Here is a 15,099-nt window from a genome sequence, read left to right as displayed (position 1 = left end):
AGTACTGCACAAATTCACATTTCAGAAAAGCACTTTTAGCCAGATACGCAGAGGCACCCGTTAGGGTGCCTAATGAGATGATTCTATTAGGGGTTATGCGCAATTTCAACCTCTTTTTTCTGTTCTGGCTTACGGGAACGTTTAAAGGCCGATGCAAGCAAGACCAAAAGGCCACAGGCGCCGATCCAAATTAAAGCGAATGTGGAATGATTCATGCGCAGGCCTTGCCCAAAGAAGAACAGCTCACGCAGCCCATCAATCATGAAACGCATCGGCAGCCATGATAATATCCAATCCCGGTAAAACGAAGATAACAACTCGGGAGCGAAACTAAGGAGCGGCGCACCGATAAATAAGAACAATACAAAAATAATCATGCCTTTAAATCCAACCCAAGAGAAAACAGCAGCTATCATGAGAAAAAATACTAAATAAGCAATGGCCAAGAATAAAGCCGTATCCGTGAAATGAGGAATGTGCAACCCCCAACGCTCGGCGAACCAGGCGAGGCTAAATCCGCTCGCCAAAGCCATGACCGCTCCCCATAAGACTTGGACTATATTCGCCCGAAACCGTTCATTGCGATTCGCGTAATTTGTTTTGTTTCTTACAAGCAAGAAAATCACGTTTCCGATCAGACTGGCCATCCACAAAGGTTGGAACATCAAAACCGGTGAATTCCCGTTCGCACTATGCGTACCGACTGCATTCACACGGGTGACTTCGCTAACGATTGGCGAAGCTAATGCGGCGGCTTGTTTCGTTGAAATCGCAGCGCCTTGCCGTTCGAAAGCCGTTAATAGCTCAGTACGCATTTCCTCATTTATCCCACTAATCGCTTGACTTAGCATTTCCCCAGCCATACTCGATGCCGATGCATTCATGCCTTGGTTGACATAAATCCGCACCCGGGGTGCAGACGGATCCGGCGTCATCAGCGATGCCTGCTTCTCGCTAAAATCCCGGGGAATCACCAATGCGGCATAGTATTCTTGGTTATCAAGTCCTGCTTTTACTTCCTGTTCACTATCAACTTCGCTCCATTTCATCGCCGGCTCTCCATCCGAATTCGCGAAGGTTGCCGACTGAATCTCAGACACAACCGTCTCACCCATATTGGCGTTTGAGGCCGTCAAGCCTTGATCCTTATTCACAATGGCAATGGGCAGGTTATGAGGAGCAGGATTAATGCTGGGAATCATGGCAAGGCTAAAGATGAAGATGACAGCAATGACGATAAGGGGTAAGGCCGCAATTAATCTATTTTTAAATAAGCCCATACGTTTTCCTCTGTCTTTCCTTGCGATTAAGCTGCACCAGCCTTAAAATCTGCTGTTCGAATTTTTTCGTTTTTCCGCCGGCAATATGGACTCGATAACGTCCCAATGTTCGGCGATCTTCCCATCCTCCACGCGGAACAAATCGTAGAAAGCGGTAGGCTGACCATTGAAGAGCCCTTCACTCACCGCGAGCACAAAATCGCCTTGTCCGATGACTTGATGGACATGAGTATATTGAAATTCAATGTTTTTCTCCTCCAGCGCCTGCAAAGCGGCATGAAGACCGGAAAGGCCGTCCGCAATATGCGGACTATGCTGAATGTAGTTATCCCCATCAAAATAAGAGGCGAGCAGGCCGGGATTCTTCCCAAGCAAAATGTTTTCAACATAGCTTTTGACAAATGCTTTGTTGACATCCGTCTTGTCGATATCCTTAATCTCAACCGGCCCGTCAATCATCGTATGATGGCTTGGCGTCTTGTCCTCCATCTCTTGCAAGTTGTCCCAATGCTCAACGATTAGTCCATTCTCAAAACGGAAAATATCAAAGGCGATTTTAGGGCCATGAAAATCATATACAGAATGAAGAGCCACATAATCTCCGTCGACTAAAGCGCGTTTAACGCTTACCTTTGTACCTATTTCCTTCAAATGATCAAGCGCGCCAAGCATGGCCCCGCGGCCATCGGGCAAGGCCTGGTTGTGCTGAATATATTTATCGGGATTTACGTAAGCCGTAATCGCCTCGGGATTGCCGCTCTCAAAACTTTCCAGCACAGCGATGGCCTTACGGACAAGCTCATTTTGATGGTTGAATGTCATTAGAATATCCTCCTTGAGTCTATAGTCATTTAGATAAATAATGAACACTACGTTGTTTATTTACCTGCTGCTCATTATAATGAAGGTTAATACAGCGCTCAATATTTAATATTTTTAATTTTGAAGGATAACAGACAATTCATAAGACCTTTGTCGCTTAACGGTTAAAATTTAATGCTGGGGGAACGAAAAAGTGAACAAAAAAACCGATCTAAGAATACTGCGTACGAACAAATCGATTCGAAAGGCGTTTTATGAGCTTATTCAGGAAAAAGGGTATGAAGCGATAACGATCCAGGATATTGCCGATCGGGCTATGATCAATCGAAACACTTTTTATCTCCACTATCAAAATAAACCTGATTTATTGGATATATGTATGAATGAACTGCTGAGCGAATTAAAAGATGTAGCCGTTCAATGTCCAATCAGCGCGAGTCCTTTCAGCACCTCCAAACTCGAGACAGTCATGCAAGCCGTATTGGAACATATTTCGCGCAACACTTCTTTTTACTATGCCATGTTGGTTGATGAAAATAGAATTTATCAGTTTCGAGATAAAATGGAAAAAATTATTAAAGATAAACTGAATGAGGGGTGGAATCCCGCTCAGGGAAATTCGCCTTTAGCGATATCCAAGGAATTGCTGCTCGAATTCCTCGTATCGTCTTTCATGGGGATTGTCATTTGGTGGCTTAAAAACGAGCAGCCTCTTCCTGCGGGTGAAGTTTCATCCCAGTTTAGCAGAATCGTCGCCTACGGGCATTGGAAAGCGGCCGGCATCGCCGTCGAGGAATAAAATGAGCGGAGGGCTTTTGCTTTCCGCAAGCAGAAGCCCTCCCTTAAGGGCCGGCACGCGATAGTCGGCATCTTATTTTACGGCGTATTCTAGATTTCTACGACATCCTGCGGCATGTGGTCAACCATGTATCACCGGGGCAATGGACTTGCGCTCACGAGGATACGGTCGATATCCGGCGCGTAGCCTGTCGGCTGGGAAAGCAGCAGCGTATTGGAACCAGCCTGCAGATGCACGGTCGTTTCCAGCAAGGAGACCGTGTCCCAGCCGCCGGAGCTCGGGAAGCTGAGCGGCATGCCCGTACCGCCGTTCACGCTTAACACAGCCGGGCGGCTCGCCTCGCCGTTCAAATAGTGGATCGTCAACGTATAGTCACCGGCGGACGAGACCGTAATTCCGTTGAACTGCAGCGTGCCGCTGCCGTTGCCCAGGTAGCCGACCTTGCTCCCGCCGGAGCAGGCATCGCAGCTCGCAATGACCGCGGAGCCCCCAAGCGTGTTGCCTGTTGCCTCCGCCTCATAGGCAGTTGCGCCGGAGCCGGACTGCGGCGGCGTGCCCGGCGTCACGGGCGGGTCTGACAGTACCGTAGAAGTGGTGGCGCTCGCGGACACGCGGAAGCCCGACAGCGTCAGCCAGCCGCTCTGATCCGCATCCTGCCGCGTGTTCGCGAAGCGAAGCGTCTTGCCGCCGGCTAGCGGATTGACCACCCGCATGACCAGCTTGTATTGGCCCGGGTCCAGGTTGTGATTCGCGCTGAACGAGAAGGTGTAGTCCGTGCCGTCAGGCAGCACGCTTCTCAGATTCCAGTCGGCTGTACCGAGCGACTTGATCCAGGCGCCGGCGGCGTCAAGCACGCCGAATTCGACTGGCCAATTGTAGTAAAACGGGGCCACGCCCTTGTTCTGCAGCTTGACGCCCACCTGTAGCGAGGATGCCGGCGAATCAACCAATTGCACGGCGGAGTTGTATAAGGTGTAGCCCAACATCTTGTGCGCCCGCAGCGCGTTAGCCGAGGCGGTCTCGCCCGGGAGAGAAGATTTGTACAGCCGGTCGTACATGAGCCAGGAGGCGTGCGTCGTCTCGACGGAGGTCTGAAAGTCTTGGCCATTCCGGTTCGGCCAGTATTGCCAGAAGCTCGTATCCTGCTGGAGCGGCGGATAGAACTCGCCCCCGATCGGATGCGTCCGCCAAATGTCCTGCAGGCCGTTCTGGGTGATGAGATTCCAGAAGTCCCAGTCATGCTGGAACAGCGTCTCGTACGAGAAGGAATCGTCATGATAGCCGAAAGCGCTTTTTAACTCAGCCGTACTCGCGGAATAAGGATACCGTGCCAGCACATGGGTCGTGTGGAACGCGTTCTTGAACGCGGACAGCAACGCGTCCCGGTTGCTCTGGTTCATTTCCCAGTTCGTCGGGTCGGTATTGTAGGGCCATGTATGCCACTCTCCCCAAAAGCCGTACAGTCCCGCCGTTACGAAGCCTATCCGAGGATCGCCGTCGTAACGGGCTCCGAGCGCGGCAACGAATTGGCGTAACGCCAGATTAAGATTTGCGTCGTTCCAGTCGGGGGCCAGGCTGTGCGTCGCCGTGTCGTGGTTGCCGTTCTGATCGTAATCGCGGGTCTGCAGCCCGCCGTCGAGCAGAAACTGCGGTATGCCGGTCGTACGTCCCGGATAGTCGACATAGACGCGGAAGGCTGCCTGGTTGCCCCGGCTCGCGATATCGTTCAGATAGGCGTCCAGCGGCGCCCAGTTGTACGTATTCCAGTCGGTCATCACGTCGCGCAGCGAGACGTAGAACCATTCCATGCTGTGCGGAAAGCTGTTGTTCGGATCGGTGCTGTCCGTGGGCTGCTTGGCGAAAGGCAAAAAGCCCTTCAGCGGGTTCAGCTCCAGCCCCGGCTTGTTCGGGTCGTACGTCTGGGCCTGCCACTCGCCGGAGGCGGCGGCATGCGGGAGCTTGAAGTTCATGAACAGCATCGAGCCGAGCAGAACAAAGACGAGCATCATTACTCCTAGCCTTGCGAGTCTTGCATTCAACATTACATCGTTCACTCCTGTCCACATGGGATTGACTGTTGAAGCTAGCGGCGAGACCGCTCGCCGCCCTTGCTCCTCACCTCCTCTCCGGCGCGTCTCGGTCAGCCCTTGCTAGCGCTGAAGGCGACGCCCTCGATGAACCGCCGCTGGAACATGAAAAACAGGACGAGCATCGGAATCACGGCCATGAACGCGCCGGCCATCAATACCGGATAATCTGTGCCGAACATGGAGACAAGCGTGGCGAGGCCTGCCGACAGCGTCAGCTTCTCCGGCGAGCTGTTGATGATGAGCGGCCACTGCAACTCATTCCACGACCAGAGCAGTTGGATGATGACGACCGCGACAAGCGCCGACTTGACGAGCGGCAGCATGATACGGCTGAAGATCTGGAACGGATTGCACCCGTCCAACACCGCCGCTTCCTCCAACTCCTTGGGGATGCCCAGGAAAAATTGCCGCAGCAAAAAGGTGGCGAACGGGCTGACGAGTGAAGCGATCCAGAGCGCGGTCACCGTATTCACCAGTCCGAGCTTGCTCATCATCAAGTATTGCGGCGTATAGAACACTGGGTTCGGAATCATCATGACCGAGATAATCAGAAAAAAACACAGCCCACTGCCCGGAAAGCGAATGCGCGCAAACGCGAAGGCCGCCATCGCGCTGAAGATGACAGGGAACACCGTCTTCATAAACGCCGAGATCAGCGTGTTCGCATAGTAATGCATGAAAGGCGACTGTCTAAGCGCGTCCGTATAGCCTCGCGGGCTCGGTTCGGCAGGGAATAGGGTGATCGGAATCTGAGTTGCTTCCGTCGTCGTTTTAAGCGACGTAAGGATCATCCACAGGAACGGGAGCACCATGACGACGGACCCCGCGATTAGAATCAGATGAATGACAAGGTTGCTTCTACGCTTGGCAGAGACATCTCTACTCATTTTTGCACCTCCTTAAAGTTTTGTGAGCAAGGTTTCCTTGGTATGACATGTACAAAACTTGCTTCGGAAGCATTGGCTAGTCATAAATCACCCATTTTTTTTGCAGCAGGAATTGAATACCCGTCAAAATCAGGTTAATCAGCAGCAGGATGTTGACGATGGCCGCTCCATAGTTCTGGTCGTAGTAGATGAACGTATTCTGGTAATAAGCGTATACGAGTGAGCGCACGGCGGGAAGCGCAACGTTCGTCTTGCCGATGATCAGATAGATGCTGTCGAAGATTTGCGTGGCGCCGATCACGAGCACGATGGACGTGAAAAACAGCGTCGGAGTAAGCAGCGGCAGCGTGATGGAGCGGAACTTGCGGAAGCCGACGGCCCCGTCGATCTCGGCCGCCTCGTACAGAGGACGCGGAATCCCTTGAAGCCCGGCAAGGATCAGCAGCATGTTGAAGCCGATCGAACCCCATACGCCGACCATAACAAGGGCATACATGGCGAACCGCTTGTCCGAGATCCACGCGATATGGGTGCCGAGCACGGAATTCAGCAGTCCGTAATCCTGCGCGAATATAATGACCCACACCATGGCGGATGCGGCCGCCATCGTGACTTGCGGCAGAAAATAAATGACCCGATAGGCGGACCGGCCCTTAATCTTGGCGTTCAGCAACACGGCGAAAAACGTGGAAAGCACAATCGTCGCAGGCACGAACAACGCGGCATAAACCATCGTATTGCGGAGATTTTGCCAGAACTCTCCGTCATTAAACAATCTCTCGTAGTTGGCCCAGCCGACCCAATGGTTTACGAGGCCGAAGTTTTCGGACTTCAGGAAGCCCAGGTAGATGGAGTAGACGGCCGGCCAGAACCAGAACACCAACGTCCCGATCAACGTCGGAGCGATCATCGTATAAGCCCATGCGTACCTGCTTTTCGAATTCATTGCCCTCACCTCATATTTGCCAAAGGCGTCCCGGATACCGGAACGCCTTTGGCGATTTTGCCCGGCCTGCGGCGCTTACTTGGCGTCCGCGATCGCCTGGTTCATCATGTCCGCCACTTTCTTGGCGCCTTCCTCGATCGAGATCGCACCGCCCCATGCCTGGGACATGATCTCCGACTCTTTTGCAAACCAGACCGGATACGACTTCGAGCCGCTCGGGTACGGCGTCGCGTCCGCCGCCTGGTCGATGAACACCTGCAGGTTCAGGTCCGGTTTGCTCTTCACCCAGGCGTCCTGCGTGTCCTTGAACGCCGGGATCGCCGCGCCCATTCGGGCCGTGATTTCGGCCGCCTCCTTCGAGCCGAGGAACTTCAGGAACTGCCACGACTCCTCTTTGTGCTTGCCTTTCGCGGACATCACGTTGCCGAGTCCGTTGATGATGTTGCCGCGCCCCGCCTTGCCCTTCGGCAGCGGCGCCCAATCGTACTTGTCCTTGATGATGTCGCTGCTGGCCAGGTTGCCGTTATCCCAGGAACCGTCGAAAATCATCGCAAGCTTGCCCGATTTGAACATCTCGACCGAATCCGTGTCGGTCATCTGCTGGTGCGTCGGTGAAGCCTTGTCGAGAATCATCCGGTAGCGGGCCTTCAGCGCCTCGATCGAGGCCGGCTCATCGTAGCCGGACTTGGTCATGTCTTCATTTAAAATGCGGCCGCCGTTCGCCAGCATGTCGTTCCAGTAGCCGGCCTGAGTGTCCATCTTGGCGCCGAAGCCGTAAATGCCCTTGTCCGGCTGGCTGAGCTGCCCCGCGACCTCCGCCAGCTTGGCGTAGTCCCACGTATCGTCCGGATACGGAATGCCCGCCTGGTCGAACAGTTCCTTGTTGTAGGCGAGGCCGATCGTGTCAAAGTCCTTCGGAACGCCGTAGTTTTCCCCGTCCAGCGTATAGATCGAACCTAGTCCCGACGCGTAGTTGTTCAGATCGATCTCGCCGGCCTGCACCTTGTCCGTGATCGGCTCGAGGAACCGGCCGGCCGCGTACTTGTTGAACTGGCCGGCGTGCATCCAGAACACATCGGGCAGCGTGCCCGCCTGCGCGGCAGCGGACATCTTCGTCCAATACTCGCCCCATGGAATGGCGTCGACCTTGACCTCAATGTTCGGGTGCTGCTCGGTGAACGCCCTGGCGATCGCCTCCATCGCCGGCTGCTGGTTTTTGTCCCAGATCGTGTAGGAGATCGTCACGTTCTTTTGGGCGCCGCCGCCGGCAGACGCGCTGCCTGCAGCCTTGTCTCCATCGTTCGAATTGCCGCAGCCGGCCAGCGCCAGCGATGAGACAAGCAGCGCACCGGCGACCGCGGCCGCCAATTTTTTTCTCATATTCATCGTGATACCCCCTCGGCTATTTTTTGACGCTCTCATTATAAGTCACGCCAGATCCGAGTTTGAATGCCCCGATTTTAAGATTCAAGCCCCATTCTTAAGATCCCCTTCCCAGTCGAGAACGTTGTCTGCATAATAAAATCAGAATCAAAATCAGACGATTTTGGGTGTACACTCCGCAAGGTTGGACCCGCTATCGAAAAGGAGAACTCTGCCATGACCAATATCTCAATCGCCCGGCTGCCCGGCGAATACTGGTGGGGCGGCGCGATTAACGAAGGCAGCGCCATGCCGTTCGGACGGACGGCCCATACGCGGGATTTGCGTGTGACGGACGACAACCAGGCCTCGCCGTTGCTGCTCTCCAGCAAGGGCCGGTACATTTGGAGCGAGGAGCCGTTCGCTTTCCGCGTGGATGAGAACGGGCTGTCCGTCTTTGACAGCGCCGGCGAAGTCGTCGTCGAAGAAGGGCATAACTCACTGCAGGGGGCCTATCGCCATGCCGCCCGCAGGCACTTCCCGCCGTCCGGGCTGCTCCCCGACGCGCTCGCGTTTACGGCCCCGCAGTACTGCACCTGGATCGAGATGTTCTATGCGCCCGCACAGGACAAGATCCTCCGCTACGCCGAGGCGATCCTAGCGAACGGACTGCCGCCCGGCATCCTCATCATCGACGACAACTGGATGAAGGACTATGGTATGTGGGACTTTGACAAGCACCGCTTCCCCGATCCCCGGGCGATGATCGATACGCTGCACGGCATGGGCTTCAAGGTGATGCTCTGGATGTGCCCGTACGTGAGCGCGGACTGCACGCTGTTCAAGGAATTGCACGGCGGCGATCTGCTCATGAAGGGCGCGGACGGCGCGCCCGTGCTCCGGCATTGGTGGAACGGCTACAGCGCCGTCGTGGACTATACGAAGGAGGAGGGCGCGGCTTGGTTCAGGCGGCAGATGGACCGGCTGATCGCGGATTACGGCGTCGACGGCTTCAAGCTCGACGCCGGCGAGCCGATCCTGCCGGGGGGGAAGGATACGACGCAGCTTGTCGCCTGGACACGCCCGCTGCGCCTGCTCGAGGATTGCGAAGCCTATGCCGCCCTCGGGGTCGGCTACCCGCTCATCGAACTGCGCATGTGCTGGAAGCTCGGCGGGCAGGGACTGATCCAGCGTCAGCGGGACAAGAAACATACGTGGGACGACGACGGGCTCGGCGGCCTCATCCCGAACGCGATCGCGCAGGGGCTGCTTGGCTATGCCTTCAACTGCCCGGACATGATCGGCGGCGGCATGGACGGCGACATCAACTCCCCGGACTTCCGCTTCGACAGCGAGCTGTTCGTCCGGTACACCCAGTGCGCCGCGCTGTTCCCCGTCATGCAGTTTTCCATGGCGCCCTGGCGCGTACTGCGCGGCGACGAACTAACCTGGTGCCTGAACGCCGTGCGGCTCAGATCCGAGCTTGGCTCCGAGCTGCTCGCGCTCGCCCGCCAGGCCGCGAAAGACGGTCTGCCGATGCTGCGCAGCCTGGAGTTCGAATATCCCGGCCGCGGCTACGCGCTTGTACAGGATCAGTTTCTGCTCGGCTCGAACTTGCTGGTCGCACCGGTCGTCGCAAAAGGACAAACGTCGCGGCGCGTCGTCTTCCCCGAGGGCCGATGGCAGGGGGATGACGGGAGCGTCGTCAGCGGCCCGGCCGAGCTGGAAGTCGCGGCTCCCCTCTCGCGTTTGCCCTGGTATCGCAAAATTCAATAGATTGTCAACCGATCGGGGGAGTCAACCATGTATGAGCTGCTAATCGTCGATGATCATACTCACCTTGTGGATAGTCTCGAACGCAACATGCCTTGGGAAGCGCTCGGCATCGGCAAGGTTCACAAGGCTTTCTCCGGCGAGGAAGCACTTGAATTTTGCAAAAGCTATCCCGTCGATATTATCATTACCGACATTCGCATGCCCGGCATCTCCGGACTCGAGCTGATCGGGCATATCAAAAAATACGACAAGCACTTCAAAAGCATCCTGCTGTCCGGCTACGGCGAATGGGACTACGCGCAGGAGGCGATCAGACATCAGGTGGACGGCTACCTGCTCAAGCCGGTCGACCATGGGGAGCTGGCCGGCATGCTGCGCCGGCTGACGGAAGCCCTTCGCCTCGAATGGGACGAGCGGGGCAAGCAGGAGAAGGCCGTAAACATGCTGCGCCAGCATATGCCGTTGTTCCGAGAGAAGCTGCTCATGGATCTGCTGCAAGGGCGGAGGCTCCCCCCCGAGCTGCTTGAGGAGAAGCTGGCTTATTATCAGCTACCGTTCCGCCCAAACGACGAGACGGCGATGTGCCTCCTCCGCATCGAATCGTCCGCGGAAGAACTGAAATGGCAGGACCAATCGCTGCTCGCCTCGGCCGTCGTCAATATCGCAGAGGAGACGTTCTCGGATTTGTTCCACGTCTGGCACGGGCGTGATCCGTTCGAGCATGAAGTCTTCATCCTCAAGGCCCGGGATGAGTCCTGGTTTAAGCGAGAGCCGCATCCGGAGCGGGCCCGACAACAGTCGCTGGAGCATTTGGCGTCCAGGCTGCAGCACCGCGTCAGGCACTTTCTCAAAATCAGCATCTCGATCGTCGTGAGCCATTGGCAGATGATGACGGACGGCCTGCGCGGGACGTACCAGGCTTCGCTGGCTGTATTCGCCCGTCATCTCGGTGGCGAAACGGATCTGTACATCCGCCTGCAGGACGCCGCCGTGCCCGAGATGCCCTACCGCGTCTACAGCCTGTACGAGTCGCCCACGCTCATCCAACTGTTCGAGATCAGCCAGTGGGAGGCGATTTCCGCCAAGTGGGACGTTATCTTCCAGGAGGTGACGGACAAGCGGATGGAGTCGCGGGAGACGCTGCTTGAGCTTTATTATCACGCGATGGGCGCCTTCAGCTTTTTTGCCCACAAAAACGGGCTCAGCCTGCATGATATCATCCCGCCCGAGCCGGACAAGGCCGGCGACGCGAGCCGCTTTCGCCATATGCGCCAGCTGCAGGACTGGATCGCCCACACGCTTAAGCGGTTCCAGGATATGACCAAAAGCGAATGGGACAACGAGCAGGCGGCGCTCATCCGCAAGGTCCAGCAATACATCCAAGACCGGCTGGCGGATGCCACGCTGCAGACGGCGGCGGATCACGTTGGCCTGCATCCGGCATACCTGTCGGCCCTGTTCAAGAGCAAAACAAACGAGAATTTCAGCGAATATTTATACAGGGTGCGCATGCAGCGAGCACGAGAAATGCTTATCGAGCAACCTGTGCTCAAGGTGGGCGACATCGCGGAGGCGATCGGCTACCACAAGCCGCAATACTTTATCAAGCTGTTCAAGGAACATTACGGACTGACGCCGCAAGACTTCCGCCACAAATCCACCTGACCGAACGGAGACGCTGACATGAGGCTTACGATTTTTACGAAAATTGTGCTCGTCATCTTCCTGCTGCTCGTCTCGACCCTGTTGCTATACTATCTGACCAACCGCTCCAGCGTGCGGCTCATCAAGCAGGAAATTCAACGCGTGAAGCTGAACGAGCTCACCTTCCTGGCCGGCGACATCGACAACAATCTGTCCAAAATATCGTCCTTCAGCGATTTTCTCGTGCTCGACAAGGATGTTCGGCTGCTCGCGACTCCTTCCTTTCTGGAAGGGGACTTCGAGCTGAACAAACTGAAGCTGCGGGTGTCGGACAAACTGAACCTGTTGCACGCCCTGAACAACTGGAACGCCGAATTCACCGTGATCTACGCGGAGGACAGCTCCGCTTTCTCCTCGCTGTCCTCGCCGCCTACGCTGAGCGGCCTGTACCTGGAGACACACTTCCGCCCATTCTGGCAATATGAGCAAACGGACAGCGGTTCGTATTTGACGTATTATCTGGCGCATCCGTATACGTTCCGCTTCGATCCGGACGAGGTGTCCTATGTCGTCAGGGCCAGGATCGACACCAAAAACGTGCTCGACTACTTGGACCGCGCCAAGGGGACAAACGACAACGGCCCTATCTTGTTCTCGGCGGCCGGGGACGTGCTGGCCAGCGATACGGATCAGCTCCCGTTCATCCGCGAGCTGATCCGGCGGCTTCAAGCCGGAAAGGAGACGAGCGGCAACCGGCTTATCAAAATGAACGGTGAACAGTACCTCGTCAATTTCTCCGCGCTGGGCAACTTTAAGGATTGGTATGTCGCGGACTATACGCCGATAGGCGAGGTGCTGGGTCCGATCTACGCCAACCAGCGCCTCTACTATTTCTCCAGCGTCTTCCTGCTGCTGTTCAGCATCCTGCTCGCCCTGCTGCTTTACCGGGACGTGCAGATCCCGATCCGCAAGCTGATCTGGGGCGTCAGGAAGATCACATCCGGCCAGTACACGATCACGCTGCGCCAGGAGAGCAACGACGAATTCGCCTATTTGTTCGAGCGCTTCAATGAGATGTCCCAAGAAATCAAGGAATTGATCGAAAAAGTGTACATGGAGCAAATCCGCTCCAAGGAGGCGAAGCTGCGGCAGCTTCACTCCCAGATCCAGCCGCACTTCCTGTACAACTCGCTCGCGTTCATCAAGAGCATGGCCGAGCTCGACGAAAAGCAGGCCGTCATTGATATGTCCATGAACTTGAGCCGCTATTTCCGGCAGTCCGTCAAGTTTGAGAATACGTTCACGACGCTGCGGGAGGAACTCGAGCTTGTCCGGTTGTACCTGACGATCCAGAGTCTGCAGATGGACCGCTTCGTCTTCGCCATCGACGTCGAGGAGCGGCTGCTCGATCTGCAGGTGCCGCGGCTGCTGCTGCAGCCGCTCGCGGAAAACGCCATCCTGCACGGCATCGAGCCGCTGCGCAAGGTCGGGGACATTCGGATCGCCGGCCATGCCGACGGAGAATATTGCGTGCTGAGCGTGGCGGACAACGGCCGCGGCGTCGAGCCCGGCCGGCTCGCCGCGCTCCAGGGCGCGATCCGCTATGGCGCGGACGCAAATACCGCGTGGGCGCTGCAAAATGTGTACGAGCGGATGTGCGCGCTCTTCGGCCCAAGCGCCCATATGGATCTGGCGAACGGAGAGCTGGGCGGACTCAAGGTGACGATGCGATGGAAAATCGTGCGCGAACAGGGGGGAACGGAGCCATGAAAGGCTGGAAATGGCTAAAGCAGACGGGGCTGTTCGGCCTCGCGGTCGTCTTTTTCGTCGTCGTCATGACATTTTCCTTTATCTATTGGGAGGATCAGACGGGACGCCCCGGCCTGCCAAAAGCGGGGTCCCCGTCCATACAGCCCCCATTGTTCGTCGGGGGAAAATACGAGCCTCCCGCCGTCCTGACGACCGTTGGGCATCTGTACCCGGACATCGAGTTCAAAAACGGCGAAGATCTGCAAAACAACGTACTGAACCGGCTGTTCGAGGACAAGCTCGGCATCAAGGTGAATTACCTGTGGACAACGACCGGGGACGAGGATGTCTACATCAACAAGTTGAACACCTCGATTGCGACTGGACAGCCGCTCCCCGACATCGTCTCGTTCAAAGGCGGACAAAATCTGTATCCGCTGCTGCGCTCCGGCGCCTTCCGCGACGTCGGACCGCTGTTCGAGCAGTACGCATCGCCCAAGTGGAAGGCGGCCATGGCGCAGGCGCCCGAGGCGTGGGACCGTTATACGATCAACGGCAAAAAGATGGCGTTGCCGATCCTCGACGGCAAGATGAACTCGAACGAGGTATTGTACATCCGCCAGGATTGGCTCGACAAGCTTGGCCTGAAGGCGCCCTCTACCCTTGATGAGATGGAGTCTGTCATGGATGCGTTTGTCCATCGGGATCCGGACGGCAATGGTATGGACGACACCTACGGGCTCAGCATCAGCCTGAAAAATTCATTTTTTACCTGGATGTCGGACGCGGGCTTCGTGTTTGGGGCTTACGGGGAGATGCCGGACATCTGGAGGGTAGGCCCGGACGGGAAGCTGTCATACGGCTCGGTACAGCCAAACATCCGGCAGGGACTGATGACGCTGAAGCGCTGGATGGAGCGGGGCTACGTGCCGAAGGATGCCGAAATCCTGGACGAGGTCCAGGCAACGGAGTTATGGAAGCAGGGCAAGACCGGCATGATCGTGGCACCGCTGTGGGCGGCCGGCTGGCCGCTCGGGGACGTAACCGCGAGCGTACCGGATGCCAGGTTCGACGCTTACCCGATCCCCGTCGGGCCGGGCGGACTGTCCGGTACGCGCGGCACGCCTCCGGAATACGGCGCGATCGCCATCAACGCGGACATGGCGAATCCCGAGATTTTTTTCACCTATATGAACTTTGTCTACGACAATTTCATCGATCCGCCTGCCGGCTCACCGTATCGCTGGGGCATCGCTGAGGGCTATGACTACGGCTATTCGGGGGGAAAGGTGACATTTCGGAAGAGCCAGGTACCGGGCGGTCTGGCGGACCCCCAGAAGTATCTGCTGAGCCTGTCGCTCCCCTCGGTTCCGAACCTGCTCAGTGAATCGATCGCCCGCATCAACAGCGGAGCGTCCGACCTGACGCCTTACGACATCAAAAACAAGCTGCTGCGAACGCCGCAGGAACTGAAGGGTTGGAAAATCGCCCTAAGCAATCCCGACATCTACAAGACGGACGCCTTCACCGGCGCGCCGACGCCGACGATGGAAAAAAACGGCGACGCCTTGGACGAGTTGCTCCACGACGCCATGCTCAAGATCGTCTACGGCCAGGAGCCGCTGCCCTACTTCGATCGCGTCGTCGCCAGATGGCACGCGCTGGGCGGCGACAAGATGACCGACGAGGTGAACGAATGGTACGCCTCGTCAGGGAAGACGCGCTGAGCGTGACCGCTTATGGT

At 56.5% G+C, this 15,099-nt stretch carries 11 protein-coding genes; 5 read left to right on the top strand and 6 right to left on the bottom strand.

The window, feature by feature from the left end:
* Positions 1 to 86 precede the first annotated feature (86 nt).
* Both DYE26_RS23975 and DYE26_RS23970 read right to left on the bottom strand, forming a co-directional pair.
* A complete protein-coding gene (locus DYE26_RS23975; RefSeq protein WP_036618416.1) occupies positions 87 to 1,280 on the bottom strand; it encodes a YhgE/Pip domain-containing protein in 1,194 nt (397 codons plus the stop codon).
* A 42-nt stretch (positions 1,281 to 1,322) separates the two neighbouring features.
* Positions 1,323 to 2,102, bottom strand: coding sequence for a nuclear transport factor 2 family protein (locus tag DYE26_RS23970; RefSeq protein WP_036618414.1), 780 nt, complete (start codon positions 2,100 to 2,102; stop codon positions 1,323 to 1,325).
* 193 nt (positions 2,103 to 2,295) lie between these two features.
* Here DYE26_RS23970 and DYE26_RS23965 point away from each other — a divergent pair, with 193 nt between their 5' ends.
* Positions 2,296 to 2,901, top strand: coding sequence for a TetR/AcrR family transcriptional regulator (locus DYE26_RS23965; protein WP_036618413.1), 606 nt, complete (start codon positions 2,296 to 2,298; stop codon positions 2,899 to 2,901).
* 131 nt (positions 2,902 to 3,032) lie between these two features.
* Here the strand turns inward: DYE26_RS23965 and DYE26_RS23960 are convergent, their stop codons facing one another.
* The 4 genes from DYE26_RS23960 to DYE26_RS23945 all read right to left on the bottom strand — a co-directional run bounded on the left by DYE26_RS23960 (position 3,033) and on the right by DYE26_RS23945 (position 8,210).
* Positions 3,033 to 4,943: a DUF4832 domain-containing protein gene (locus tag DYE26_RS23960; protein ID WP_164815217.1), complete on the bottom strand. Its 1,911-nt coding sequence runs from the start codon at positions 4,941 to 4,943 to the stop codon at positions 3,033 to 3,035.
* A gap of 98 nt (positions 4,944 to 5,041) precedes the next feature.
* Complete coding sequence (locus tag DYE26_RS23955) at positions 5,042 to 5,878, bottom strand: carbohydrate ABC transporter permease (protein ID WP_036618412.1); 837 nt, start codon at positions 5,876 to 5,878, stop codon at positions 5,042 to 5,044.
* Between the two features lie 76 nt (positions 5,879 to 5,954).
* On the bottom strand, positions 5,955 to 6,824 hold the full coding sequence (locus DYE26_RS23950; RefSeq protein WP_051985166.1) for a carbohydrate ABC transporter permease: 870 nt from the start codon (positions 6,822 to 6,824) through the stop codon (positions 5,955 to 5,957).
* A gap of 75 nt (positions 6,825 to 6,899) precedes the next feature.
* Positions 6,900 to 8,210 (bottom strand): ABC transporter substrate-binding protein, encoded by a 1,311-nt coding sequence (locus DYE26_RS23945; protein WP_164815216.1) that lies wholly within the window; start codon positions 8,208 to 8,210, stop codon positions 6,900 to 6,902.
* 213 nt (positions 8,211 to 8,423) lie between these two features.
* On the opposite strand from DYE26_RS23945, the gene DYE26_RS23940 reads away from it, so the two are divergent.
* From DYE26_RS23940 to DYE26_RS23925, 4 genes are read left to right on the top strand one after another with little or no spacing between them, the layout of a single operon-like run.
* On the top strand, positions 8,424 to 9,962 hold the full coding sequence (locus tag DYE26_RS23940) for a glycoside hydrolase family 31 protein (protein ID WP_036618407.1): 1,539 nt from the start codon (positions 8,424 to 8,426) through the stop codon (positions 9,960 to 9,962).
* Between the two features lie 27 nt (positions 9,963 to 9,989).
* The gene (locus DYE26_RS23935; protein WP_036618406.1) at positions 9,990 to 11,627 is read left to right on the top strand and encodes a response regulator; all 1,638 of its coding nucleotides are present in this window, start codon (positions 9,990 to 9,992) and stop codon (positions 11,625 to 11,627) included.
* Positions 11,628 to 11,645: 18 nt separating this feature from the next.
* Positions 11,646 to 13,376, top strand: coding sequence for a sensor histidine kinase (locus DYE26_RS23930; protein WP_036618404.1), 1,731 nt, complete (start codon positions 11,646 to 11,648; stop codon positions 13,374 to 13,376).
* Positions 13,373 to 15,082 (top strand): extracellular solute-binding protein, encoded by a 1,710-nt coding sequence (locus DYE26_RS23925; RefSeq protein ID WP_051985165.1) that lies wholly within the window; start codon positions 13,373 to 13,375, stop codon positions 15,080 to 15,082. The genes DYE26_RS23930 and DYE26_RS23925 overlap by 4 nt, the downstream gene beginning before the upstream one ends.
* Positions 15,083 to 15,099 lie beyond the last annotated feature (17 nt).

The sequence above is a fragment of the Paenibacillus macerans genome, from assembly GCF_900454495.1.
In the GTDB taxonomy this organism is placed as follows: domain Bacteria; phylum Bacillota; class Bacilli; order Paenibacillales; family Paenibacillaceae; genus Fontibacillus; species Fontibacillus macerans.
This window is presented reverse-complemented; position numbering and strand designations above follow the sequence as displayed.